Source organism: Paenarthrobacter nitroguajacolicus (genome assembly GCF_051027655.1).
In the GTDB taxonomy this organism is placed as follows: domain Bacteria; phylum Actinomycetota; class Actinomycetes; order Actinomycetales; family Micrococcaceae; genus Arthrobacter; species Arthrobacter nitroguajacolicus.
Genome location: NZ_CP073234.1, coordinates 2115874 through 2140857, shown reverse-complemented (window position 1 = coordinate 2140857; position 24984 = coordinate 2115874). Strand labels below are relative to the sequence as shown.

Sequence of the window (24984 nt, the reverse complement as noted above, 5' to 3'; positions counted from 1 at the left end):
GGTGCGTCACTGGACAAAACTCCTTACGGCGATGCCGGCGGATTCGAGGGATTCCCGGACTGCGGAAGCGATCTGGACGGCACCGGCAGTGTCTCCGTGAACGCAGATACTTTCAGCATGGACTGTGATTTGTGAGCCGTCGATGGTCTCGATTTTGCCCTCACTCACCAAACGGACAATGCGCTTGGTGATGGCCTGAGGGTCGTGGAGAACCGCACCTTCGAGGCTTCTTGGGGCAAGGGCGCCGTCGCGGGTGTAAGCGCGGTCAGCGAAGGCTTCAGGTACTCCACGCAGCCCAGCTTTCTCCGCCCGGAGCAGGACTTCCGACCCTGCAAGGGCCAGAATCGGCAGCGAGGAGTCCACCGAGCGGACGGCGTCGACGACGGCCTGCGCCTGTGCGGGATGGTGGACGATTGCGTTACCCAGGGCGCCGTGTGGTTTCACATACTTCACCGTCGTGCCGGCGATCGCCGCCATTGCCTGCAGGGCTCCGATTTGGTAGGCAACATCGTCGGCGAGCTCGTTGGGGGCAATGTCCATGAACCTGCGGCCGAAGCCGGCCAGATCCCGGTATCCGGGATGGGCGCCCACGGTGACGCCGCGCCGCGCAGCGAGTTCGCAGGTTGCCCGCATGACGGTTGGGTCTCCGGCGTGGAAGCCGCATGCAACGTTGGCGCTGGACACGGACCGGAAGACGGCGTCATCGTCGCCCAGGCTCCATCGCCCAAAGGACTCTCCGACGTCGCTGTTCAAGTCGATCTGATGCATTGTGATCCTCATCTCAGGGAAAGGTGATGCACCCATCATTGCTTAACTTCGGGAATCGTTCAACGATTCTCAGAATGAAGGATGTTGAGAGAGTGTAGATTTCTTCTTATGGAAGCAGCTGGGGAACTCTTGGACGACGCGCACTACGAGCTCGGCCCCGCCGCAAGGCTCCGGGTTGCAGTTCCAGCCGTCGCATCCCGCGTCGCGGCCGAACTTCGCCGCCAACTCATCACAGGCAAGTGGGTTCCCGGCATGCGCCTCAACGAGCCCACGATCGCAGAAGAACTCGGAGTCTCCCGCAACACGCTCCGAGAAGCATTTGCTGAACTGGGCGCCGAACGATTGGTGGTCCGCCTCCCCAACCGGGGCGTTTTTGTGGCCGCGCCGGGCGCCGACGACCTCCGCGATTTCTACACCGTCCGCCGCGCGATCGAAGTCAGCGCAGTCCGGAACGGCGGCTCCGCAGAACGCATCGCGGCCATCCAGGAAGCCGTAGCGGAAGGCAGAAAGGCCGCGAAAGCCAAGGACAAGGAGCGCCTGGCCGATGCCAATCTCGGGTTCCACCGCACCATCGTGGAGATGGCCGAAAGCCAGCGACTCAACACCCTCATGAACCAAGTCCTCGCAGAGATGCGGCTGTTCTTCTTCAAGGAGCCGGTAAACGTCGAGTTCTACTCAAGGTATGTGGAAGAGAACGCAGAGATCGCCAAGGCACTTGCCGAAGCGCGCTTCGACGAGGCTGCTTCCCTCCTGGCTGACTATCTCGACCGATCCGAGCAGCACCTCTTCGAGATCTACGACGCTTCATAACTGAATTCGGCACGGGCGCTAGGCGTGTACTGCCAGGTCGGCCTCCGGCACCGGATGGAACGTTCGGACTTCGCCGAAGTTTGTCTGATCGGACAAAAATGAACGCGACAATTGTTGCTGACAACATCCGGCGCGGTGGCGAACCATTGGATGATGAGGGCAAATCCCTCACTGGAGGTCCTCTTGCCTGCTCGACTTACTGATGTTTTGTCCCCTCTTCAGCCCCGAATGCTGCGGGACTTGGAACTGCTTGTATCCTCGGAATCGCCCTCCGAGCAGCGCACACACCTCGGTATGGCCGCGGACGCTGTTTCCGCTGTGGGGAAAAGCCTTCTGGGCAGTGAGCCAGTTTTTATTTCCGGCGAGGGATGTGATCACCTGCTGTGGCGCTTGGGCAATAATCCCCGAGTACTCATCCTCGGACACTACGACACCGTTTGGCCGCTGGGCACAATCGAGCGGTGGCCTTTCTCTGTGGATGGCGATAAAGCCACAGGGCCTGGTTCCTTCGACATGAAGGCCGGGCTGGTTCAGGCCTTCTACGCTATTCACGCTTTGGGCTGCCCGGATGGAGTACAGATTCTTGTGACTGGAGATGAAGAGATCGGTTCTCCGTCCTCCCGTGTTTTGATTGAAGAAGTAGCGTCCGGGGTGGAAGCGGTACTAGTCCTTGAAGCAAGCCTGGACGGCGCCCTGAAGACGAGCCGCAAAGGGTGCGGCATGTATCAACTTCACATCCAGGGGCGCGCGTCGCATGCGGGCCTCGATCCGGAGGCCGGAATAAACGCAACCTTGGAGGCAGCGCATCAAATCCTTGTTGTCGATGCCCTTAAGGACACTTCGATGGGTACGTCGGTGACATCCACCACGCTGCGCTCCGGTGAAGCGTCCAATCAGGTCCCGGCGTCGGCCACGTTGGACATTGACGTCCGAGCTGCCTCAATAGCTGAACTTGAACGGGTCGACGCCGCCCTCAGGCGCTTGCAGCCGATGATTGAGGGCGCCACCCTCAAACTTCAGGGCGGGATCGACAGGGGTCCACTTGAGCAAACCATGGCCTCGGCTCTCTATATGCGCGCACGGGAAGTGGCCGGCAATTTGGGGTTGCCTCCCCTTCTCGAAGCGATGGCAGGTGGAACTTCCGATGGAAATCTCACCGCTGCCCTGGGGATTCCCACCCTGGATGGGTTGGGTGCTGTTGGATCCGGCGCACATAGCGAGGGAGAATGGGTCCAAGTCAGCACCATGCCCCAGCGGGCTGCATTGCTGGCGGGGCTCGTTGGCTCGCTATTGGTAAGCCCCATCGACAGCGCTGGAACCCTGTAGGAGTCCTTGCAATGAACGGACCTGCTTCACCCCCATATGTGTCGCTGAGCGAGCTGCTGGAAAGACTCGGTCCCCTGCTGATGAGGGCTCATAACGTCGGCGGTGACCTGCCATCAGTAGATCCCAGGGTACGGGCCGCTGTTGTATGGGATCCTTCGGAAACGGTCCCGCCTACTAAGGGCGGTGTTCTCCTCCTGACGGGCGCATCCCTCATGCCAGGATCGGCATCGTCAGCTATCCGCGAAGCGGCGGCGAGTGGGTACGCCGCCGTCGTCATGAAATCCCGCGACCTGGCCGAGGACGCAATCGACGTTTCAAGCGCGGGAGAGGTGCAGATACTCGCTGCCCCGAATGACGCGTCTTGGAACTCGTTGCATGAGCTGATCAACGACGCCGTTTCCACGACACCGGAAACAGCACCTGCGGCTTTGACAGGCATCGCGCCGGGCGACCTGTTCAGCCTGGCAAATGCAATAGCAGCCGTGGCGGGGACGGCCATCACCATTGAGAACGTCAACCGTGAGGTGGTGGCGTATTCGAACATCGCCGATCAAGGGACGGACGATAGCCGACGGGATGCAATCTTAGGCCGTGCGGTGCCGGATCTACCTTGGTATCTGGCGCGTTACAGGGCTGTGGCCATGGCGACCCAGCCAATTTTCTTTGGGCAGGAAAACGGCGCCCTGGACCGGGTCGCAATGCCGGTAAGAGTCGGATCCCGGCTGGTGGGCTCTCTGTGGGCTTTTGACGAAGGCGGCACCAGGAGCGATGACATCGCGAGAGTTCTCGCCGATGCCGCTCCCGTCACTTCCCTTCATCTTCTCCATGCCGACGGTGCGTACAACTTGCAACGCCACCGGCGTGGTGAGTTGCTGACGGCCGCACTCGGTAGCGGGCCGCTGGACCCCGGCGTCGCCCAGACACTGGCCAAACATATGCCGATGGTGCTCATCGGGCTGGCACACTCCGGCGAAACCGGGACAGATATTGACTTGGGCAGGGCTGCCGACATTGTGGCGTTGAACGCTGAAGCTATCCGAAGGACAGCGTCCTGCACAGTCATGGGAAACCGGGTCTTTGTGCTTATACCTGACGCGGAACAGCTGACGGATGAGCGAATCCTCAGCTTCCTGAATTCCTGTCAGCGTGCAGTTGCGGGCGCTGCGGGAATTCATCTCCGAGGCGCATACTCAGGTCTACTAAACGCTGTGTCCGACCTAAAGGGGGCCCAAACTGACATCGAGACAGCGTTCCGCTTTCAGACCGGCAAAGCTTCCGACGGTTCTCTCTCTGTGGCAAAAGACCGCCATAGGGTTCTTCTCCAAGAGCTCTCCGAGGGCACAGTTGCCGTCCCTGGACGGTTGCTGGAGTCTGTGCAAACGATGCTTGATTATGATGCTGACAACGGCACCGAATATGCCGGGACTTTGCTGGCATACCTGAACGCCTTTGGTGATAACCGCAGGGCGGCAGAGGAAATGATGGTTCACGAAAATTCGCAACGCTATCGCATGCGGCAATTGAGCAAAAAGTTCGGAATCGAAATGGACAACCCTGAGCAGCGTCTCATCGTCTGGCTGCAACTGCACTTGCAAGGGCGAAAAGGGCGCTAGGCGCCCTCCCCGCCTTTCGCAAATCCCTTTAATGTCCTACTCGGACATATTCATGGTCGACAGTGACCGACTCCAGGTAGTCGATATCCAGAACCACACCCGTACCCGGGCCTTCTGGAACGTTGATGGTTCCGGACTCCAAGTGAAACTCCTGGCCGATGTCCCTGTGGTAGTAACGCTTAGTCGCTGAAATATCCGACGGAAGAGTAAAACCTGGCAATGATGCCAACTGCAGATTCGCCGCCCGGCCAATCGCGGTCTCCAGCACTCCACCACACCAAACGGGAATACCCTGAGCCAGGCAGAGATCATGGATTGCCCGCGCTTCGAGGTATCCACCGACCCGGGCCGGTTTGATATTAATGACTTGTGCGGCACCCATCTGCAGTGCTGTAGCCGCCGACGCCAGGGAAGTCACAGACTCATCGAGGCAAAGGGGTGTTTTCACGTTCGATGCGAGCTTGGCGTGGCCTGACAGGTCTTCAGCGGCAAGCGGCTGCTCCAACAACAGCAGGTCGTAGGCGTCCAATCGCCGAAGTGTGTTCATATCGGCGCTCGTATAGGCCTGATTAGCGTCGACCTGAAGCAGCAGGTCGTCTCCGAACTCGCGTCTGACGGCACGGACAGGTTCCAGATCCCACCCCGGCGCTATTTTCAGCTTTACCCGTGAATATCCTTCCTGCAGATACCCTTCAACTTCACTCATCAGCGCACTCACAGACTCGAAAATGCCCACAGAAACACCCACCCTGACCTTCTGACGGGAGCCACCAAGATAGGACTTCATGGACATGCCGTGTGCACGCAACTCAGCGTCAAGGATGGCGCTCTCAAGCGCCGCCTTGGCCAACGGATTCCCTGGGACCTTTTTCATCTCAGTATGGGCAGTAGCCGCGTCAATCTTGGGCATCTTCGAGATCAGCGGAATCAAGACCTCTGCAATGAGCAGCCGTGCTGACTCAAGCCGTTCCGGGAAATAGACGGGATCGGCATCTGCTGCGCATTCGGCCCAACCTTCTGAGTCTTCGGTGATCCACCGGACCAGAAGCATCTCCCGCACCGATTCACGTCCCCGGGAAGTCCTGAACTCCCCGGCCAACGGCATGCGTACCCTTCGCAGTTCCACCTTGAATGGAGCGCTCACGCGGCGCTCACCTTATCCAGCACGTAGAACCCGGAAGCGGATACCGAAACTGGTACCAGCTTGTGGGACTCGGCCTCCTGAAGCACCTCCGCCATTGACACACGCCAACGCATTGCCAATTCGATGTCCTGAACGCGCATCGCCTCGATGTCACTGGGAATCCAAACCCGCATGCCGGGCTGCGGGTCGATACCGGTCAGCTGAGGGTTGCCGTTCTCCCCAACGCCAAGAGCGACCGGCCCATCGTCGATTGCCGGCGACTGCTGGGCCGCCGTGGCAAGATTCCAGCTCACGCAAATGCGGTCCGTGCGGTCCGCCCTGTTAAGGGAATCGTGCATGGGTGGGTAGAAGTCCGGAACGTAGTCCTGGACCTGCGCTCCCAAGCGAACCAAATTGAAGTGGGCATTCCTTCGGATGAGTGGGTCGTAGGTCCACAACATCCGTTGCGCACCCCTTTCAAGCGACCAAACACGCTGGGCGTATTTGAGGGCGATGCCCACCCCCCTGCCAGCAAAGCTTGGCTTTACTCCTGCAATGAGTGAATACATCACTTCAGACATAGGAGGGCCAGAGATCGCGACGGCCACGCCTACCACTTCGTTACCGGCGATCGCTCCGGTTACACAGGCGTCAGCGTGGCTCAGGCTACGGAGGAGATCAGAAGTGAGCGGAGAAGCGTCACGGCGGGTGCCCCAGATGCCAGCCAAAAGGTCAGAGGCGGCCGCGAATTCATCTTTGGAGGAGAGCGTACGCAAGGTCGTCGCTGCCCTGTCGGCCGATTTCGCCGCAAAGGCACGAGCAGATGCCAGAGGTTCCAAAACAGTTGTCATGGACCCAATGCTCCAGCGTGGCACCAGATGTTCCTTTGTCGTCCACGACTAATTTCTCGTCGATATTTGTTCCGCAGAACCACAAAACCGAGTTTCTCCGGTGTCAAGCTCATTTGCAACCGCACCATTAGTGGCCCAAGTCACCCCGACGCATGGGAGTGAAGAGGACCACCTTTTCAACGAATTCTCGCGGGTCCACATCACGAAAGGTTTATTCGATGCGACTTAGCAAAACACCAATGGCGCTGCTCACAGCTGCCCTGGTTGTCACGACGATCAGCGGGTGCACGACAGTTTCCCAGGGCGAAGGTACGACGCAGAGCGCGGCAGCAGGCCCTGCCTCTCCAGCCCCCGCATCCGGTGGCGTCAATGAGGAAGCCCGTGCCCTTCTCCCCCAATCCGTGCGCGACAAAGGCACCTTGGTGCTGGCCACAGACCCCACCTACCCTCCGTTTGAGTACTTCGACACCGACAACAAGACGGTCATCGGTTGGGATGTGGATATGGGCAACGCGCTGGCGTCAGCCCTCGGGCTGAAGGCGGAATACGTGCCCACAACATTCGAGACGATCCTGCCAGGTCTGGCGTCGAACAAGTACGACGCGGGCATGTCAGCTTTCAACGTCACCGAGGAGCGTCAAAAGGTGGTGGATTTTGTCCCTTATATCTCCGGGGGATCCGGTATGGCCGTTCTGCCCGGCAACCCCGCGAAGCTGTCGATGACAGCGGCCTCACTGTGTGGAAAAAAGATAGCTGCCCAAAAGGGCACGCACGAGTCCCAGGACATCCTGCCTACTATGTCGCAGGAATGTACGAGCAGTGGTTCGCCGGCCATCGACCAAGCCGTGTTTCCCACCCAAACAGACGCAAATCTGGCGCTGATCTCGGGCCGTGTTGACGGCGTAATGGCGGATAGCATTCCCTTGGCCTACCAGGGAACCCTGGCTGGGAACAAGTTCGAATTGGCCGCAGGCGGAGACTTCGAGCCCCGCCTTTCCGGAATAGCCCTGAACAAGGAATCGGGTCTACGACCGGCCATCACGGCCGCGATGAAGGCGATCCTCCAGAGCAGCGTTTACTCCGATATCAACAAGCGCTGGGGAATTCCCTCCGCGTCCAGCATCACCGCTGATCAGATCTCCGACTAAAAGTCTGGCAGACAAAAGGGAAAAACAATGGCAACAACAACTATGGTGGAGAAGCCTCGTAAGGCTCCTGATGAGTACACCACAGTCAAGGCAAAGTACCTCGGGCGTTGGATCTCGGGAGCTATTATCCTGGTTCTCGCGGCCTTGGCGCTGCAGTCAGTGGTGACCAATCCCCGGTTCGGGTGGGAAACGGTCGGGAAGTACATCCGTGATGTCTCGATCGTCAATGGCATTGCCGTCACTCTGATGCTCACGGCAGTTTCCATGGTGATAGGTATCGCCCTGGGTGTCCTGATGGCCGTGATGAGGCTCTCCGGCAACCCGGTTGTCCGGGCCGCGGCCTCGGCCTACGTAAACTTTTTCCGCGGTACTCCGGTGTTGGTTCAATTGCTGTTTTGGTACAACCTCGCGGCGCTCTATCCAGTCATCAGCCTGGGCATCCCCGGGGTGGCACTTGATGCCAACCAGTTCATCACCCCGATCACGGCAGCAATACTCGGACTTGGACTGAACCAGGGAGCGTACATGTCCGAAATTGTCCGCGCAGGAATTCTTTCCGTAGACACCGGCCAGGCTGAAGCCGCCGGCGCCCTGGGAATCAGCCGATTCCGCACCATGCAACGCATCATCCTGCCGCAAGCCATGAAGGTCATCATTCCACCGACAGGCAATGAAACGATCGGCATGCTCAAGACCACGTCGCTGGTGTCCGTGATCTCGGTGCCCGAGCTCCTGTACTCCTCGCAAATCATCTATGCCAGGACCTTCGAGACCATCCCGCTGCTGATGGTGGCCAGCATCTGGTACATCATCATCACCTCCATCCTGAGCGTCGGCCAGTATTACCTCGAACGGCGCTATTCCAAGGGCAATCAACGTAACCTCCCCCTGACACCGTGGCAAACCCTTGCCCGGTTCTTCAGCACCCACCACCGGCTGACGCGAAAAGGCGCTACACAATGACCATCACCGCAGCTCCAGACGTAACAAGCACCCACACCGGCACCATGGTCAAAGCCGAGCAGGTCGACAAACACTATGGGCCGCTCCACGTCCTGAAAGGAATCGACCTCGAGATCAACGCGGGCGAAGTCGTCTGCCTGATCGGCCCCTCCGGCTCAGGCAAAAGCACTCTGCTTCGCTGCATCAACCACCTGGAACGAATCGATGGCGGCCGCATGTGGGTGGACGGGAAAGTTGTTGGGTACAACATCAAGGGCTCAAAGCTTCATGAGCAAAAGGACGCAGAAATCCGGCGCAGCCGCGCGGACATCGGCATGGTCTTCCAGCACTTCAACCTTTTCCCGCACATGACCGTGCTGGAGAACCTCACAGAAGCTCCCCTGCAGGTTCTCAAACAGAAAAAAGCCGACGTCACACCACGGGCACTGGAGTTACTCGAACGGGTAGGCCTCGCGAGCAAAGCCGGCGCCTACCCACGCCAACTCTCCGGAGGCCAGCAACAACGCGTGGCCATCGCCAGGGCCCTGTGCATGGAACCCAAACTCATGCTCTTCGACGAGCCCACCTCCGCACTGGACCCCGAACTAGTGGGCGAAGTCCTTAAAGTCATGAAAGACCTCGCACAATCCGGCATGACCATGGTGGTAGTCACCCACGAAATGAACTTCGCCCGCGACGTCGCCGACCGCGTCGTCTTCATGGCAGACGGCACCGTCATCGAACAAGGACCAGCACAGCAAATCATCGGCAACCCGCAGAATGAACGCACCAAGTCGTTCATCAACTCCGTCCTCTAGATGGTGCGAGCCCCTGCGACACAAGGAAAGGGTGACCACCCGTTTCTTGTTTAGCACTCGCGGGCGCTGGTCGGTTGTCCAGCGCCCGCGCCTGGGCCCGCTTCTGGGCCCGCTTTTGGTAGCGATGTCGATTCGTTAGCATCCCCTTTGCAACCGGGAGAATCCGAAAGCACACGGCCGGGAGGATCGTAGTGCCTCGCGTGCCGGGATACTGGTGCCGTATCCACCTAGCTCAACGGGTGCCTCCACGCAATCATCGACCACCGCCAATCTCCGCGGCGCCATCGATTTCCAGCGGCCAACTGCGGGTGTTGCGACAACCCTGCATGTCCCTCTGCTCGGCGTCGGCTATAACGGCAGTGTCCAGCGCCACCGTAACGGCATCAGTGGTCATACCGCAGAGCACAGCGTCGATGACCGCAAGCAGCTCATCGCCATAGGTGACTCGAAGACTGTTGCTCAAGAAACGGGGATCTTTGCGAGTTCGGAACTACACAGCACCTAATCGCAAAAGGTTGCCCATTCCCGCTCGATCTGAATCACCAGAAAACGGGGCCTTCCCCACCCACCTTTTCTGGCCTGTAACGTGATCCGGTGACGCTCAGCAGACTGTACTCACACTGGTGCGGAGGTCGTAAGCCTTCTCTTGTTCGTGTAATGCCCCGCGCCCATAGACGGAAATGGAGACGTGGCTGAGCTTCGGATTCAGGCCAGGGCATCATCCGGCCCGTACCCAAGTCGTTCCACCGCACCGCCCCGCTGGGCTCAGTCGGTCAGTTCTCGGGCGCCGCGTTCGAGTACGGCTAAGGACTTGGCCTGTAGTTCAGGCGTGAAGCGGGCTGTGGGTAGATATATGGCCAGCATGGCAACAAGCTGTCCCTCGTTCCGGACAGGATAACCGAGGCCAGCAAGTCCTTCTTCGAGCTCGTCCACCACCACCACGTACCCCCGCTTGCGGATGTCTGCGATGACTTGGCTGAGCAGCGCCCGGTCCGCTGTGGTTCCTGAGGTGTGATGGACAAGGTCCATCCGGCTAATGATCTTGTCGGATTCCGCCTCGGGTAGCTCGGCTAGTAGAAGCCGGACGAAGCCAGAGGCCGAAGAGCTGATCGTTTCACCGGCCCACGGATCGAAGACGCCGACAAGTTTTCGCCCTCGGACTTCGTCGATGACCCGTGCAGTTGCCGGGCCGGTGGGTACGGCCAGCATCGAGGTCTCGCCGATCTCGGCGGTGATCCTCTCGAGTACCTCACGGCTGCGTTCCTGCAGGCCTGCAAGAGGCGCGACGGCGTTGGTGAGCCGCATGATCGTAGGTCCAAGCACCCATTTGCGGTGATTGCCAGGCCGGGAGACAGCGCCTGCGTCAAAGAGCGAGGCAAGCAGCCGGGACACGGTAGAGCGCGGGAGGTCCGAAGCGCCGCAAAGTTCCGCTATAGAGGCACCTTGGGGGTGCCGCGCGAGCAGCTCAAGCAAGTCAAAGGCACGCCGCAGGGACTCATTGCGGCCGGTCCCTGGCAGCAGGGGATTTGCCACCGTCGTACTGCCGTTCGCACCCGTCATCAGTTCGACCCCTCGTAAAGAATTTGCACTGTTCCGAGCATAGTCGATCCATATTCGACCTAATAGTGGTTGCTTTACAACCGCTAAGCGGTCATTATTATTATGAGTTGAATCACATTCCAAGCTTTCAGCAGGTCCGCCACCAAAGTGGCCAGCCCCCCACACGACACCCGACGGGGCCGACCGCAGTTCGTCCCCTATCCCCTCGCAGCGAAGCTGGGGATCATTAGATCGAGGAGCAAACTCAATGCAACAGGAAACCGGCCCTTCGTCTTCCGCCGAGCCCACTTCCAGGCTCGTCGAGAAACGCGCCATCGAATACATCCCGCTCCGGGAGCGCCACGGCAAGGCGTGGCACGTCACGCCCGTGTGGATAGCCTGCTCAGCAAACCTGACAGGCCTGGCCATCGGCGGAATCGGCATCGCCAGCGGACTCAATCTCGGCTGGTCGCTGCTCGCGATCGTCGTCGGCGGCTTCGTCGGAACCTTCTTCGCCGCATTCCACGGCACCCAGGGACCCCAGCTTGGTATTCCCCAGATGATCCAGTCCCGACCCCAGTACGGCTACGTGGGCGCTGTGCTTATCTACATCGTCGCGGTGCTGGCATACCTGGGCATCAGCATGTTCGCGATCCTACTCATGGGTCAGGCACTGGGAACACTCCTGGGAATCAGTCCGGAGGTCGGCATGGTGATGATGACGGCATTGGCCACCGGGCTGGCGATCGCCGGCTACGACCTCGTTCACAAGTTTTCCCGCTGGTCGACCATCGCCTTTGTCGTGGCGCTCCCGTTGCTCGCAATCGCTACGCCGTTTGTCACCAACCTTCCCACCGGAAGCGCGGCGTTGAGCTCGGACGGATTCAATGGGACCGCCTTCATGATGGAAGCCAGCGCGATGGCGGTGGGCACCCTCTCTTGGGCTCCGTACGTCTCGGACTACACCCGTTACCTTCCCCGCATGAGTACGAAGGCCGCTTTCTTCGGCACGTACCTAGGTATGTCCATCACAGGAATCGTTGTCGCGAGCGTCGGGGCCCTTCTGGCCGCAGGTCTGCCCGGGGTTGATCTCGGGCAGGCACTGGTCACGGTCGGCAATGGGGTCTTCAATGGCCTTGGCAGCATCCTGCTGATCATCACCCTCGTCGGCACCGCTGTCCTTGTCTGCATGAACACTTACGGCGGCGCGCTGACCGTGATGAGCATCGCCGACTCCGTCAGGCCCAGCAAGCCCCGTCCGATCGTGCGCCCAATTGTTGCCACCGCCTTCGGCGCTACTTCACTGATCCTGGCGCTCCAAGCCACGGGAGCGTTCGCGGCAAACTTCTACAACTTCCTAACGATCCTGTTCTACGCCCTCGCCCCTTGGACGGCGACCAACCTTGTCGATTATTTCTTTGTCCGGCGCGGACACTACTCCATCCGCGAAATCTTCAATCCGCGAGGGATGTACGGGCGTTGGAACTGGCGAGGCTACACCGCGTACGGCGTGTCCTTGCTGGCCATGGCTCCGTTCGCCCTTACTGCCTGGTGGTCGGGCCCGATAGGCAGCATGCTCGGATTCGACATCGCACCGTTTGTGGGTATGGCAGTGTCAGCCCTTGTCTACCTCGCCCTCGCGCGCAGCCTCGACCTTGAGGGGGAACGCCGGAAGATTATTCAGGCTGACGCCGGCCTCGAGGACTGGGCTGAGACGGGAACACCCATCCCTGCGAAAGATCCGGGCCTGACTTTGGCCACCAAGAAGGAAGGTATCTGACCTTGGAATCCATCAAGCTAGGCTCCCTCCAAACCGGCTATGACATAGCTGGCAGCGGACCTACGATCATCTGGGTTTCCGGCGGGGGTGGAGCATCTGCGGACTGGGGCACTTATCTGGCAGCCTTTTCCGACCGCTACAGGTCCATCTCCTTCGACAACCGGGGAACGTCCGGCACATCCTGCACGCAACCGCTCCCATGGACAATCGCGGACATGGCCCACGACACGGCCGAACTGATCGAGCAGCTCTCGGACGAGCCCGTGGTCGTAGTCGGCCACTCCATGGGAGCAATGATCATGCTCCAGCTCGCGACCGACCGGCCCGATCTGGTCCGGCTTGGCATCTCGCTCGCGGGTGCCGCTCGGGGCGATCAGGGATGGGTCGGGGACTACATGAGGGCGGAGATCGAACTACGCCAACGGGGCCAGCACCTCGACCCCGCGTTCTCGGCGGTGCACTACGCCGCCATGATGTATCCGGCGAAAGTGCTGCAGGACCAGCAGATGTGGAATGCTATTCGCCAGAGCCTGGGGTCCGAAGCGGTCGCCCAAAACACCGAGGACACAGTCATCGCGCAATGGCAGCCGTGCGTGGAATTCAACCTGGCCGCCAAGCTGCCATCGGTGACAGTGCCACTGGAGGTCGTGTGCTTCTCTGAGGATGTGTGCTCACCTCCGGCGTACAGCGCCCAGATTGCCGTACTCGCCCCGCACGCCAGACTCCACGAACTGGAGGGAATGGGGCATGGATCGCTGTTCGGCCACCGCCCGGACGAGGTCGCCGCGTTCATCCGAACCCTCATCGACGAGCACTTTGCCGGCACGCACCATCAGCCCTCTGTAGATCAGCAGCCTTCCTCCCGGCTCGCTTTCTAACCTTGCTCGCAGGCGGGCGGCGCCCTTGCGAGCCAATTCGTTTGCCGAGGACGCGGTGCCCGGGTTCCAAGCATCACGTCCTTGTAGTGTCCAGCTTCATCGTGCCCCGGTCCCCTGCGTCGCTGGCGGCAAGGACCCATCGAGATGTATTCACGAGGCTCCGGCCCTTCACCGTGCGCCCGCGTGCCGCCATTAGCGGCTGTTCACAACTCGAAATCGACCACAATATGGTTGAACTTAAACCGATATACGGTCACACTTAGAGGGTGAGCTGCATCATGGCAGGACGCGGTGACCCGCACGACAGATCCCTGATTGGTCTCCTCATACGCCACTACTCTCTTGACCGCGACGACTCCGATGTACCCGAATGGGTCGGAAAGCAGAACTTTAAAATGGATCAGAACCAAACCGTCCAAGGCACGAGCCCCGCCAACCCCCAGTGGTTCCGCCAAGTCATGGGCCGCTACCCGACCGGAGTCGCCCTGATCTCTTCCACGGAAAACGACGGCACGCCGGTGGGGATGGTCGTGGGCACCTTCACCTCTGTCTCACTCGATCCACCACTGGTCGCGTTCCTCCCTGCCCGCACCTCCACGTCGTGGCCCCGAATCCGCGCAACGGGTCGATTCGCCGTCAACATCCTGGGCGCTGGACAGGAAGACGTGTGTCGGGCGTTCAGCAGCAAGACGGGCAGCAAGTACGAAAACATGCCGTGGCACCCGTCCGCTTCAGGCGCGCCCTTCCTCGAACAGGCCGTGGCCTGGCTCGACTGCACCATAGAGTCCGTCATGGACGCCGGCGACCATGAGATCGTCCTGGGCCGTGTCGAGGCCATGGATATCGCCTCCCTCGACCTGCCTTTGCTGTTCTTCCAAGGCGGCTACGGACGATTTACACCGCACTCAATGGCGGTAGCGGGTCCAAACCTTGGCCGCGAACTCGCCCTCGTTGACAGCGCCCGCCCAGGCATGGAAACCCTCGCGGGAAGGCTCGGATGCGATTGTCTCGCCGGAGCGCGGTCAGGGGAGGAATTCGTCATACTGGCCAGCGCCGGCCCCGGAAAGACCCAATGGATCTCCTCGGCCGTCGGCCAGCGCGTCCCGGCCGCTGCACCATTCGGCCGCACTGCCATGGCCTGGGCCTACGACGCGGACATCGAACGCTGGATCGCCGCCTCCGATACGCTCACCCGACCGGAGGCCTACGCCATGCTCGACCGGATCCGGGCCAGAGGCTACTCCGTCAGCGTCGGCACAGGCGAGTTCGGCACAGCAGCTCCTTCAAGCGCCGTACGCGACGCCATGGATCCAGGGTCTGAGGCCCTCGGCGCGCGCGCCGAGGAGAAGGTCCATTCCATCTCGGCCCCCGTATTCGGCCCCGACGGGACCGCAGCCCTCGTCCTCTCGCTCTACGGACTCCCGCCGGAGCTCGACGCCGGCGGGGTAGAGCGGTGCGCCGCCGAGTTACTGGCAGCCACCCGACAGATCTCCGACGCCGCCGCTTACCAGACGCTCTGAACCACACGCCGAAACATTCACTGCACCGACTCCAGAACGGAAACATCATGGACACCAACAGCACTGCCGGCCGCCAGATGGTCCTTGGACTTCTGCTCTCGCCAGCCAGCTCACACATCGCCGGATGGCGCCACCCCGACGCGATCTCCAACGCCGGCTGGGACTTCTCCGACGTGCTTGGCGTCGCCCGCTCTGCCGAAAATGCCAAGCTCGACTTTGTCTTCCTCGCAGACGAACTATGCGCCCCCGAGGGCAACGCGCAAACGCTGAGCCGAGATCCCGTGGTCTACCGCTTCGAACCCCTCACCCTCTTGGCAGCCCTGTCCGTCAGCACAGACAGGATCGGGCTCGTCGCCACCCAGACCACAACGTATAACGAGCCGTATCACATCGCCCGAAAGTTTGCCTCGCTGGACCATCTCAGCCACGGCCGGACCGGATGGAACCTCGTCACCTCATATGTTGAGGCCGAAGCCCGGAATTTCAGTAGCTCCGAACATCTGAAGAACGCCGACCGCTACGAGCGCGCGGAAGAGTTCTTCCGCGTGGCCGCTGGATTGTGGGACAGCTGGGACGACGACGCCTTTGTCCTGGACAAGAGCTCCGGCCGTTATTTCGACCCGGAGAAGATGCACGTACTAAACCATCACGGCAAGCACTTCTCGGTCCGGGGGCCGCTGAACGTACTCCGTCCCCCACAGGGCCGCCCCGTCCAAGTCCAAGCCGGTTCCTCCGAGGCCGGAAAGGAGCTCGCCGCACACTATGCCGAGGTGGTGTTCACTGCCCAGAACAGCCTCGAATCGGCCTTGGCCTTTACCCTCGAACTCAAGGACCGCACCGAAAAGGCCGGCCGACCACGGGACAGCATACGAGTCATCGCCGGAGTGCAGACCATCATCGGTGACACCATCGAAGACGCCCAAGCCAAGTACCGTCAGATGCAGGAGCTCATCCACCCCGAGGTAGGCCTGGCCAGGCTCTCGCAACTCCTCAGCTTCGACGTGACCGCGCTCCCCCTGGATGAGCCACTCCCTGAGTACATACCCGAGACCGAGGCCTACAAGAGCCGCCAGCAACTCATCATCGACACCGCCAAAAGGGAGAACCTGACATTGCGCGAGCTCTATCGCCGAGTGGTAGGCGCCTACGGGCACCGCGTCGTCATCGGCACCCCCGACTCCGTCGCCGGAGAGCTTGCGGCCTGGTTCGAAGCGGGCGCCGTCGACGGCTACATCCTCTCGCCCGCGTACCTACCGGAGGGATTCGAGGAGTTCCAGAGCCGGGTCCTGCCACTCCTCCAGGAACGAGGACTGTTTCGCACTGAATACACCGGGACGACCTTCCGCGACCATCTCGGCCTTCCAAAGCCGGAACGCGACCAGGTCCAGGTCCAGCACCCGGCACAAACCGCAGCAGCAGTGTGATCCAGGGGGATCTTCCGAGTGTTGCGGCCAATCATGAGTACGCACGGGCCACACGCTCATCAGATTCCACCGCCTAATGGGGAGACTTTGCCGACTGTGTCCAGCGCGGTTGCCGAGGCTCTGGTCGAACGCGCAGGACGCCTCTTCGGCCTGATGAGCAATGGCAAGGCCCACCTGACCGGCCGGGGGTTGCCATTCACCTCTGCCCGGCACAAAGCCGCAACCGCGGCCATGTCGGACGCCTACTATCGCGCCAACGGCAGAATATCCGCCCCTTCAACCACGGATGGGCGGGATTCACCAACCCGTCCATTTCGCATCCCGGAGCCCCGTCCGATTTCACACCATCACCGGCCTGGAGTAGCTGCTCGAAGCCCGTCGAGAAGAGCTCTGACCGGACCCACGCCATGTTCCGGAGGCACCAATGGGATCAGTCATCTAAGTCGGGCCCGCGTCCGGCTTGATTTCGCCGTGCGCCTGCGTTGACACGGCCAATGCCCATTTGATGGCACTCGGCCGACCGTGGCCGCCCAAGGAGGGAAGAGCCAATGGCCGCAAGTAGTCACGATAAAGAAGATTCAAGTGTGGACAATGTCCACACCCCCTTTGGCCTGACAAAGCAGCCACCATCAACGTCTTCTCACTCGAGGAACAACCCAAAGTCAAGCTCGTTGACCAAGGATCCAGACGTCATGTCGTGCCCAGTCCCTCTACCCATGAAGAGGTGTAGGACAACCACGACCAACCGGACGAACCACGAGAGGAACCCATAGCCCCAGTTCGGAGCAGGCGGAGGGCTCACCAGCCACGACCCTGACCCCGCTCCCCCACAAGAAAACAGGCGACCCGCGGCGCCAGGCTCCCCCCGAGGCCAGTGTCAGAGGGACCTGACCAACCAGAATGTACACACTTTAAAGCAAAAACCCCCTCTAACGAGGGGGTATGCTGTGCCCGAGGTGGGACTCGAACGGGATTCCGGGGGTTGGAAACATTGGGAAGTGGCGGAAACATACGGAATACGGGTCAGTCCGGCGGCTGTAAGAGGCAGTCCGGGCCGGAAAGTGTGGACATTGTCCACACTTCCTTTTTGCTCGAACGAACACGGACAAAGGGCCGCTTGACGCGTCCCCGCGCACTCAAAGTCTGCGCCAGGAAATCGGCGCTGCCGCCTCTGCAGTTTTTCTGCTGGACGGTACCTCTTAGTCCGCGTGAAGCCTCCGGCCAAGATGAGGCCCGACCCCTAATGAATGACTCCCGGCGGTCGGTAGGACAACTCGAAACGCGACGGCACTCAACCCGCCAGAACGATGAATAGTTCGACACAGTAGCTGCACCTCCTTCATCTATTACATGGCGGAGACGACACCGAGCATCATGACAAGACCTCCCGGCCGGGCCGACGACAGAACGTCCGTTATCGGCTGTGAAGCTACTAGAGTGGAGACAACTACTGGAACTCCTCAACAACCTATTTTCCCTTGGATAGCATGTGGCTATAGTTGTCTGGGCGATCTGTGCAGCGAGTCAGTTCACTCGGGCGGTCCAGGTCGACCCCGACCCAGGCTACCCAAGTCCCGGTGCGGCACTCGACACCGCTCAGAGAGCGGCATGTGCGCGACGTTGCGCACGCCCACACAATGGAGCCTAGGCTGGCCCTTTTTGATTGCGCCCAGTCGCGGGTAGGTCATAGAGGGGGTCGTACGCAGGCAGTGTCCCGAGGGATGGCTGCTGGAGCATCCGCCAGGTGGTCGGCTCGCTTTTTGCTGGAGGCATCAAGGTGCCCTCGCTCAGAAACATCGTGCGCTGGCCTTCTGCATTGGGGCTCCACCACCCTGACGTAGGGCAATGTTCACCGGTCCGGGCCCAACGATTACTGCGCTTCTTCATTTCATTGCTCCTTTCTCGTCCGGGATTTGAGGCTGTGCGGCGTTTACGCAAACCCAAACTTCGTAGTCCTCGGCCTTTTCAAACATCTGTCGGGTGCAGGTGCCGTCTGCGGTCAGCCACATAACTTCCGAATCTGAAGTGGCTTCTTCGATGAAACCTCGTCGCACAACGTTGTCCCGACGTCTTACCTCCACGAAGTGACCTCGTAGGTGGGACCAGCCGTCATATCTGTACATCTCGATCATGAGTACTACCTGCTGTTAAAGGGCTGAAAGTCATGTGGCTTGCGGTGGCGAGCTCTCCGGGCGGGTCATAGTGCACGGCTCGAGGGCCTCTGGCGTGGTGGGCGCAGCCTCTACATGAGTCCTGCGCCCACCACCTGCGTTCATCTGGTTCGCGGTGTAGTTGTGCACTGAAACCGGAGACGGTATCCGTTCACGATGCGGTCAGCATTGTTTCGTCGGGTAGGGACTCCCCCGCGTGAGCGGCGAACTGTGCGGAGATTTGCTGGACGCTCTGGCGCTGCATTTCGTCCTTGTTCAGGTCCATGACTATGGTTCCGGCGTGCAGCATGAGCAGCCGGTCGGCGTGTTTGAGCGCGTGCGCCATGTCATGAGTGACCATGAGAGCTGTTGTTCCAGACTCTTTTACGATGCGCTCAGTGACTTCCTTGATTCGTTGGGCACTGTTGGGGTCGAGCGCCGCCGTGTGTTCATCGAGGAGCATTACAGCCGGTGAGCCAAGGGCGGCGATGGCAAGGGCGATCGCTTGCCTTTGGCCTCCGGAGAGGCTTTCTGAGGTCGCATGAAGACGGTTTTCAAGGCCCATGCCCAGCATTTCGATCTGCCTCACGGCCAGCTCTCGAACTGCCTTGTTTCTGGCAGGAGTCAGCCTGTATCTCTGGCGGGTGCCAGAGAGGGCCATGGCGAAGTTTTCCTCAACTGTGAGCGATGAAATCATGTTGTCTTGAGGATTCTGACGCACACGGCGAACTAGGGGAACCCGCTTCCAGGAAGGGAGGAAAGTTATGTCTTTTCCCCGGACTGAGATCCGTCCTGAGTCTGGCAGAACGGTTCCCGAGACCATGTTCAGAAGGGTGGATTTACCTGCACCGTTGGATCCCACGACGGCGACGGTGGTTCCCTTCTCGATGGTCAGAGAGAAATTTGTGATGACCTTGTTGACTTCTTTGCCAAGTCCTTTGAATTGCTTGGCAAGATGGACGATCTCCAGGTCGGGGGCTGAGTTAGAAGAAACTTGCAACACGGTCCTCCTCGTAGAATTTGACGCGTGACATTTGGAGATTGTTTCGTCCGCGTTTGGATGTAAGTCCGGTGAGCATGTTGCCGTTGTTTCGCAACCACACGACGAGCACAACCAGTGCTGCTGTGATCAGCTGTACAAGGTTTGGGTTGATACCCAGTTGGATCGCGTAGACCACAACGAGCCGGTAGATGAAGACCCCTAGGATGAGTCCGATGAGGACAAGGGTTGTCTTGTTGGTGCGGACAAGGCTGAGCCCAACCATCATTCCTGCGAGTCCGATGACGATGATTCCGTTTTGTATGGTGACGTCCATGAAGCCTTGATTTTGGACGATCAAGGCACCCGAGACGCCGGCGAGCCCGTTGCCGATCGCCAAACCGACGACCTGCCTGGATTCAGTTCGGATGCCCAGACCTCGGGCCGTCTGAATACTCTGGCCTGAGGCGATCAAGGAGACACCATACTGTGTGCGGAGGAAGACCAGAATTGCAGCGCTCAGAAGGATCGTGATGGCAGAGCCGGCGAGTATCGTCGACATCTGGGGGGTCAGCCCCAGACTCTGGAACCAGGAGAAGACGCTCTTTTTGCCCATCAGAGAGAGATTTCCGCTGCCCATGATGACGAGCGCCACCGAGTATGCGGCTGCCGAGACCAGGATGCTTGCCAGCAGGACGTTAAGTCGAAGCCACAAGTGCATCGCTGCGGTCACGAGGCCGGTGAGAGCTCCGGCAATCATTGCGACCAGGATTGCGACGAGTGGGTTCGCTCCATTAATCGCCAGGACGGCTCCCGTCGCTCCGCCGATGCCAAACGATCCTTGCATCGTAAAGTCGGGCAGGCTTAGGACGCCCATGGTGATGTAGATACCTAGGACAAGCGGGATGTATAGCAGCCCCACTTGGACTGCGATAGTGATTGATTCAAGCATAGAATTTCCGTTCTACTTCTTCTTCAGGAGCTGGTCTTTAAGCGAGTCAGGCAGCGTAAGACCGAAGGTTGAGAGTTTGTCGGTGGCAATGTCGAAGCCTCCGACATGGGGGATGACAACCGGGGTGGTTGCTGGGTCCTTCCCGTCCAAGATGCCCAGCATCAGCTTGGCGCCCTCGGTGCCTACGTCGACGTAGTTGTAACCGGAGGCCAGCACTGCCCCCGCGTCTACGGCCGACGTCGTCCCGCCGAAGACCGGGATCTTGGCAGCGTCTGTAACTGCAGTGATTCCCGCGGCGGCACTGATGGTGGTTGTATCGCCCGGGATCATGACTGCATCAACGCGGCCTACGAGACTTTGAGCCGCCTGGGTAACGTCGGCTCCGGTCGTAATGGTGGATGTGATGTTCTTGAGACCCAATGAATCCAGGTGTTTCTGCGCGGCTTTCGCCAGTGTGTCTCCCGCAGGGTCACCCGTCTTCCAGATCAGACCGATGGTCCTTATGGACGGATCCAGTTTGATCATGGCGTCGATATCGGGAGCTGGGTCAAGGACGTCGGCCACGCCCGTGACGTGCCTTCCCGGCGCATCCATTGATGCCACGAGGCCGGCTTCCACCGGGGTGGACGAAGCCAGGAACACGACCGGGATTCCGTTGGAAGCATTGGCCTGTAGCTGCGCTGCTGCAGTTCCTACTCCCCCGATGACATCGCAACCGCTGCTGATGAACTTCTGAGCAATGCTCTGCTCGGTGGCCGGGTCCGCGTTGGGATTCTCGATGACTACTTTGAGTCCTTTAGCCTTGGCGTCAGCCAAGCCGGTCTCCAGCCCGGCCATGATGTCCGTGATCGCTGTGGCCGTCGCATACTGGTCGATGCAGACGGTTTTGCCCGAATACGGATTTGAGCTCTCTGCCGGTGACGGACTTGAGCAGCCAGAGAGTGCTAAAACGGACACGCCGAAAAGGCCGGCGAGAGCCGAAGGCTTGATGATGCGCATAGTGAGTCCTTACTGGGGTTTTGGTGAAAAGGAAGGCAGGGAACTAGGCGAGACCTTCTTCTTGGGCGATCTGCATGATTGCAGCGGAGAGGGCGGCTACGGCTTCGTCGACGTGTTCCCTGGTGAAAATAAATGACGGGCAGACGCCAATCCGTTCGGGGTCCGTGGGAAGACTGGGTGCCCCGAAACCCGGGTTGATGAGCACTCCCCGGTCGCGGGTTGCTTTGCCGATCCTCGCTCCGATTCGCTTCGCTGCGGCAAAAGGAGTGCGTTTTGATCTGTCTGAAACCAGCTCAATACCTGTGAGCATCCCCAGTCCTGAGATTTCTCCGACGATCGGGCTTTCTGCCAAGGCCAGCCGGAGCGAATTCAGGAGGTATTGACCTGTCTCTGCGGAACGTTCGACCAGCTGGTGCTCGTTGAGGTAGTTCAGCACAGCTAGGCCAACCGCACACGAAAGGGGGTTGCCGCTGTATGTGTAGCCATGGTCGAAAAGTCCCGATCCTTGTGAGACTGCAGCGTAGATACCGTCAGTTGTGATGACCCCGCCCAAGGGGGTGTAACCGCTGGAGACGCCCTTGCCGAAGATGATCATGTCCGGTGTCACGTTCCAGTGATCAATCGCGAAGTTCTTGCCGGTGCGGCCAATGCCGCACAAAACCTCGTCGGCTATGAAGAGAACGTCGTACTTGTCGCAGATCTCCCTGACACGCTTGAAGTAGCCCTCGGGAGGTATCCGGGCAAGGTCGGCTGAGCCCACCACAGGCTCAGCTATGAAAGCTGCTATCTCATCGGGTCCTTCGTTGAGAATCGCAGCCTCGAGTTCCTCGGCTGCTGCCAGGTCATAAGCTGGCGAAATGTGCGGGAAATTACTGAGATACGGTGTGTACTCCAGCCGTCGCGCCGTGTAACCGGAGGCAGCAAGGGCCCCCAAAGTGTTGCCGTGAAAGCTCTTCCATCGGCTGATGATTTTCCACTTGGAGGGCTGGCCGATTTCGACAAAGTAATGACGGGCCAGCTTGATGGCAGTCTCTGTCGCCTCAGCTCCCCCCGATGTGAAGCGAACGTGGTTGAGGTCCCCGGGGGCCATGTTGGCAAGAACTCTGGCCAACTCCTCCTGTGGTGCGCTGGTAAACCCGCCGCAGAAGGTTACCAGGGCGGCCTGCTTCTGCATGGCGTCAAGGACCTCTTGTACGCCGTAGCCAATGTTGACAACGACGTTGAGGCCCGAAGATGCGTCTAGGAGGCGATTTCCAGCCTCGTCCCAGATATGCACGCCTTCAGCGCGCTCTACCCGGACGGGAACGTTGGTGACATCACGGTGGAAGACTCTGGTGTCCTCGTGAGTCATCGTTGCGGGGTCCACTCGAAAACCTCCTGATTGTGTCCTAGCCCACTAAGGGTCGATGAAACCCAGTCTAACCCTGGTGTTACCAATTTGTGGTCGGTATCACCAATTTTTTTAATTGGTAGACCGTGGTTGCTATGATTGGGGTAGATTCGACCGATCATCCAACAACTGGAGCTGCCCGCGGAGTGCGGGCCGGCTGGAGAGCTGAAGGGTTCATGTCACAACTGGTAGAACCGGCCTTGGAGCCGGCGAAAGATCCTTTTGACGCACTTGCTCAGGAAGACCCGCTCGTTGCTGCGCTCTCGGACATTGTTAAGAGCCTCAAGCCTGGCGATAAATTGCCGACGGAACGCGAACTCACCAAGCAGCTGGCCGTCGGTAGAACCGCGTTGCGTGACCGGTTGGGTGTCCTTGAGGGCTTGGGCATACTGGAACGTCGGCCCGGTTCGGGCACTTATGTGCAGGAGTTCAATCCGGCCTCCGTTTCGATGGCTCTGAATTTGGGCATCAGTTCCGCCCAACTCCCGCTCAAGGCGCTGGAGTCGGTGCGCATTGCGCTGGAGCGACAGGCGGCGATGGAGGCTGCGACGAGTGCTGACCCGGTGCTTGTCGCCTATATGCATCGCGCTTTGGACCTTATGGCGTCAGCGCAAGATCAGGCAACGAGGGATGAGGCTGATAGGCAATTCCACCAGGCGCTGCTACGGTCCGCCTCCAATCCCGCCTTGACCTTCTTCGCGGACGCCATAGCTGGCGTTCTTACTCAAGATGTCAAGACGCGCTCCAGCCAGGCACTTGCCGGAGAAGGTTCCCAGAGCTCCACTGAGTTTTTTGTGGATGCACATCGTGAAATCCACGAAGCTATTCTCGCCCGGGACCCAGAGCGAGCGATGGCGGCGGTAAACCATCATTTCATTCGCTTGGAGCCGGCCCACTAGCATCGCGACAGCCGTGACCGGAAAGCTGGCCGGTGCATTCAGGTTTGTTGTCCATCCGGCAGACTTCGAGAGGTGAAGCCTGCCGGATGGCGTTGTCCTTTCAGCGGCGGGAATTGATGGTCTCGATCAGCTTCGGAACCACGGAAAAGACATCTCCCACAACACCGAAATCAGAAATATCGAAGATGGGCGCATCCGGATCCGAGTTGATGGCTACGATCGTCTTCGCGGTTTGCATACCTGCCCGATGTTGGATCGCTCCGGAAATTCCCAGCGCCACGTACAGGTCTGGTGTGACACTGACTCCGGTTTGGCCCACTTGTGAGTCATGGCCGACAAAACCAGCGTCAACAGCTGCCCGGGAAGCGCCAACGGCAGCTCCGAGTGCATCGGCAAGCTGCTCGACGAGCAAGAAATTCTCTTTGGAGGCCAGACCCCGGCCACCCGAGACGACTTTTGTCGCAGCACGCAGTTCCGGGCGACTGGAAACTGTCATTGCAGAGGAGCCATCGATGACCACTGATTTACTCTTTTCGCAGAGTACCGTTGCCGTGGTCATGGCAGGAGTAGCCGGCCTTGCCTGAGTTTCGATTGCTCCTTCTCGGAGCGTGATTACCGGTAGGCCATCGGCAACCATGGACTCAACCGCGTAGGATCCTCCGAAAACAGAGTGCGTGGCAATTATGGTTCCGTCAGTGAGCTGCAGGTCGACCGCATCGGCGATCAGTCCGCCCTTCGTGCGGACTGTGAGACGGCCGGCGAGTTCCCGTCCTCCCGGAGTAGCGGCCAAAAGAACGGCTAAAGGCTCAAAATGTTCCACTGCCAGGTGCAGCGCCTCCAACTGAGGTGCCAAAAGGAGAGATTCGGCGTCCTCGCAGTAAGCCGCGAATACGTGTTCGGCTCCGAGGTTGCCCAGCTCCGCGACGACACTGTCCTCTATGGGTCTTGAAGCGACCAGAACGGCCACCGGCGAGCCTAGCTGCGAAGCCGCAGCGAGGACCTCCCGGGTGCTCCTGCTGAGTTTTCCTTCGGGAGAAGTGTCAACTGACACTAGTACGTTGGGCATCATCGCTTC

21 protein-coding genes are annotated in these 24984 nt (G+C 59.8%); 11 read left to right on the top strand and 10 right to left on the bottom strand.

Translation table 11 applies throughout. The features are described from left to right. Positions 1 to 6: 6 nt before the first annotated feature. Positions 7 to 768, bottom strand: a complete 762-nt coding sequence (locus KCX59_RS10240) for a LamB/YcsF family protein (RefSeq protein ID WP_179018250.1) — start codon at positions 766 to 768, stop codon at positions 7 to 9. Between the two features lie 108 nt (positions 769 to 876). Between KCX59_RS10240 and KCX59_RS10235 the strand changes: the two genes are divergently transcribed. The 3 genes from KCX59_RS10235 to KCX59_RS10225 all read left to right on the top strand — a co-directional run bounded on the left by KCX59_RS10235 (position 877) and on the right by KCX59_RS10225 (position 4517). Beyond that, complete coding sequence (locus tag KCX59_RS10235; RefSeq protein ID WP_179018251.1) at positions 877 to 1578, top strand: GntR family transcriptional regulator; 702 nt, start codon at positions 877 to 879, stop codon at positions 1576 to 1578. A gap of 240 nt (positions 1579 to 1818) precedes the next feature. Beyond that, the gene (locus tag KCX59_RS10230; RefSeq protein WP_256871525.1) at positions 1819 to 2904 is read left to right on the top strand and encodes a M20 family metallopeptidase; all 1086 of its coding nucleotides are present in this window, start codon (positions 1819 to 1821) and stop codon (positions 2902 to 2904) included. An 11-nt stretch (positions 2905 to 2915) separates the two neighbouring features. Beyond that, positions 2916 to 4517 (top strand): PucR family transcriptional regulator, encoded by a 1602-nt coding sequence (locus KCX59_RS10225; RefSeq protein WP_179018253.1) that lies wholly within the window; start codon positions 2916 to 2918, stop codon positions 4515 to 4517. Positions 4518 to 4545: 28 nt separating this feature from the next. On the opposite strand, the gene menC is transcribed toward KCX59_RS10225, so the two are convergent. Both menC and KCX59_RS10215 read right to left on the bottom strand, forming a co-directional pair. After that, positions 4546 to 5661, bottom strand: coding sequence for an o-succinylbenzoate synthase (menC, locus tag KCX59_RS10220; RefSeq protein ID WP_434122662.1), 1116 nt, complete (start codon positions 5659 to 5661; stop codon positions 4546 to 4548). Then, positions 5658 to 6491: a GNAT family N-acetyltransferase gene (locus KCX59_RS10215; RefSeq protein ID WP_179018254.1), complete on the bottom strand. Its 834-nt coding sequence runs from the start codon at positions 6489 to 6491 to the stop codon at positions 5658 to 5660. Before KCX59_RS10215 ends, menC begins: the two co-directional genes overlap by 4 nt. Positions 6492 to 6730: 239 nt before the next feature. Between KCX59_RS10215 and KCX59_RS10210 the strand changes: the two genes are divergently transcribed. The 3 genes from KCX59_RS10210 to KCX59_RS10200 are packed head-to-tail and all read left to right on the top strand — an operon-like array spanning position 6731 to position 9399. Then, positions 6731 to 7639 (top strand): ABC transporter substrate-binding protein, encoded by a 909-nt coding sequence (locus KCX59_RS10210; protein WP_256871526.1) that lies wholly within the window; start codon positions 6731 to 6733, stop codon positions 7637 to 7639. A gap of 27 nt (positions 7640 to 7666) precedes the next feature. Next, positions 7667 to 8602: an amino acid ABC transporter permease gene (locus tag KCX59_RS10205; RefSeq protein WP_179018256.1), complete on the top strand. Its 936-nt coding sequence runs from the start codon at positions 7667 to 7669 to the stop codon at positions 8600 to 8602. Next, positions 8599 to 9399: an amino acid ABC transporter ATP-binding protein gene (locus tag KCX59_RS10200; RefSeq protein WP_306294696.1), complete on the top strand. Its 801-nt coding sequence runs from the start codon at positions 8599 to 8601 to the stop codon at positions 9397 to 9399. The genes KCX59_RS10205 and KCX59_RS10200 overlap by 4 nt, the downstream gene beginning before the upstream one ends. A 253-nt stretch (positions 9400 to 9652) precedes the next feature. Here KCX59_RS10200 and KCX59_RS10195 read toward each other — a convergent pair whose 3' ends face one another. Then, complete coding sequence (locus KCX59_RS10195) at positions 9653 to 9862, bottom strand: hypothetical protein (RefSeq protein ID WP_179018257.1); 210 nt, start codon at positions 9860 to 9862, stop codon at positions 9653 to 9655. Positions 9863 to 10164: 302 nt separating this feature from the next. Continuing rightward, complete coding sequence (locus KCX59_RS10190) at positions 10165 to 10959, bottom strand: IclR family transcriptional regulator (protein ID WP_179018258.1); 795 nt, start codon at positions 10957 to 10959, stop codon at positions 10165 to 10167. Between the two features lie 247 nt (positions 10960 to 11206). Between KCX59_RS10190 and KCX59_RS10185 the strand changes: the two genes are divergently transcribed. The 4 genes from KCX59_RS10185 to KCX59_RS10170 all read left to right on the top strand — a co-directional run bounded on the left by KCX59_RS10185 (position 11207) and on the right by KCX59_RS10170 (position 16540). Next, complete coding sequence (locus tag KCX59_RS10185) at positions 11207 to 12718, top strand: purine-cytosine permease family protein (protein ID WP_179018259.1); 1512 nt, start codon at positions 11207 to 11209, stop codon at positions 12716 to 12718. A gap of 2 nt (positions 12719 to 12720) precedes the next feature. Beyond that, complete coding sequence (locus KCX59_RS10180; protein ID WP_179018260.1) at positions 12721 to 13596, top strand: alpha/beta fold hydrolase; 876 nt, start codon at positions 12721 to 12723, stop codon at positions 13594 to 13596. Between the two features lie 395 nt (positions 13597 to 13991). Continuing rightward, positions 13992 to 15116: a flavin reductase gene (locus tag KCX59_RS10175; protein WP_179018261.1), complete on the top strand. Its 1125-nt coding sequence runs from the start codon at positions 13992 to 13994 to the stop codon at positions 15114 to 15116. A gap of 47 nt (positions 15117 to 15163) precedes the next feature. Continuing rightward, a complete protein-coding gene (locus KCX59_RS10170; RefSeq protein ID WP_218649515.1) occupies positions 15164 to 16540 on the top strand; it encodes an LLM class flavin-dependent oxidoreductase in 1377 nt (458 codons plus the stop codon). Positions 16541 to 18862: 2322 nt separating this feature from the next. On the opposite strand, the gene KCX59_RS10165 is transcribed toward KCX59_RS10170, so the two are convergent. Genes KCX59_RS10165 through KCX59_RS10150 form a run of 4 tightly spaced genes read right to left on the bottom strand, consistent with a single transcriptional unit; the run spans position 18863 to position 22986 of the window. Then, on the bottom strand, positions 18863 to 19693 hold the full coding sequence (locus tag KCX59_RS10165; RefSeq protein WP_179018263.1) for an ABC transporter ATP-binding protein: 831 nt from the start codon (positions 19691 to 19693) through the stop codon (positions 18863 to 18865). Next, on the bottom strand, positions 19674 to 20621 hold the full coding sequence (locus KCX59_RS10160; protein ID WP_179018264.1) for an ABC transporter permease: 948 nt from the start codon (positions 20619 to 20621) through the stop codon (positions 19674 to 19676). Before KCX59_RS10160 ends, KCX59_RS10165 begins: the two co-directional genes overlap by 20 nt. 12 nt (positions 20622 to 20633) lie before the next feature. Next, positions 20634 to 21620: an ABC transporter substrate-binding protein gene (locus KCX59_RS10155; protein WP_179018265.1), complete on the bottom strand. Its 987-nt coding sequence runs from the start codon at positions 21618 to 21620 to the stop codon at positions 20634 to 20636. Between the two features lie 43 nt (positions 21621 to 21663). Continuing rightward, positions 21664 to 22986, bottom strand: a complete 1323-nt coding sequence (locus KCX59_RS10150; RefSeq protein ID WP_179018266.1) for an aspartate aminotransferase family protein — start codon at positions 22984 to 22986, stop codon at positions 21664 to 21666. A gap of 200 nt (positions 22987 to 23186) precedes the next feature. Between KCX59_RS10150 and KCX59_RS10145 the strand changes: the two genes are divergently transcribed. Further along, positions 23187 to 23909: a FadR/GntR family transcriptional regulator gene (locus tag KCX59_RS10145; protein ID WP_179018267.1), complete on the top strand. Its 723-nt coding sequence runs from the start codon at positions 23187 to 23189 to the stop codon at positions 23907 to 23909. Positions 23910 to 24009: 100 nt separating this feature from the next. On the opposite strand, the gene KCX59_RS10140 is transcribed toward KCX59_RS10145, so the two are convergent. After that, complete coding sequence (locus KCX59_RS10140; RefSeq protein ID WP_179018268.1) at positions 24010 to 24975, bottom strand: electron transfer flavoprotein subunit alpha/FixB family protein; 966 nt, start codon at positions 24973 to 24975, stop codon at positions 24010 to 24012. Between the last annotated feature and the right edge of the window lie 9 nt (positions 24976 to 24984).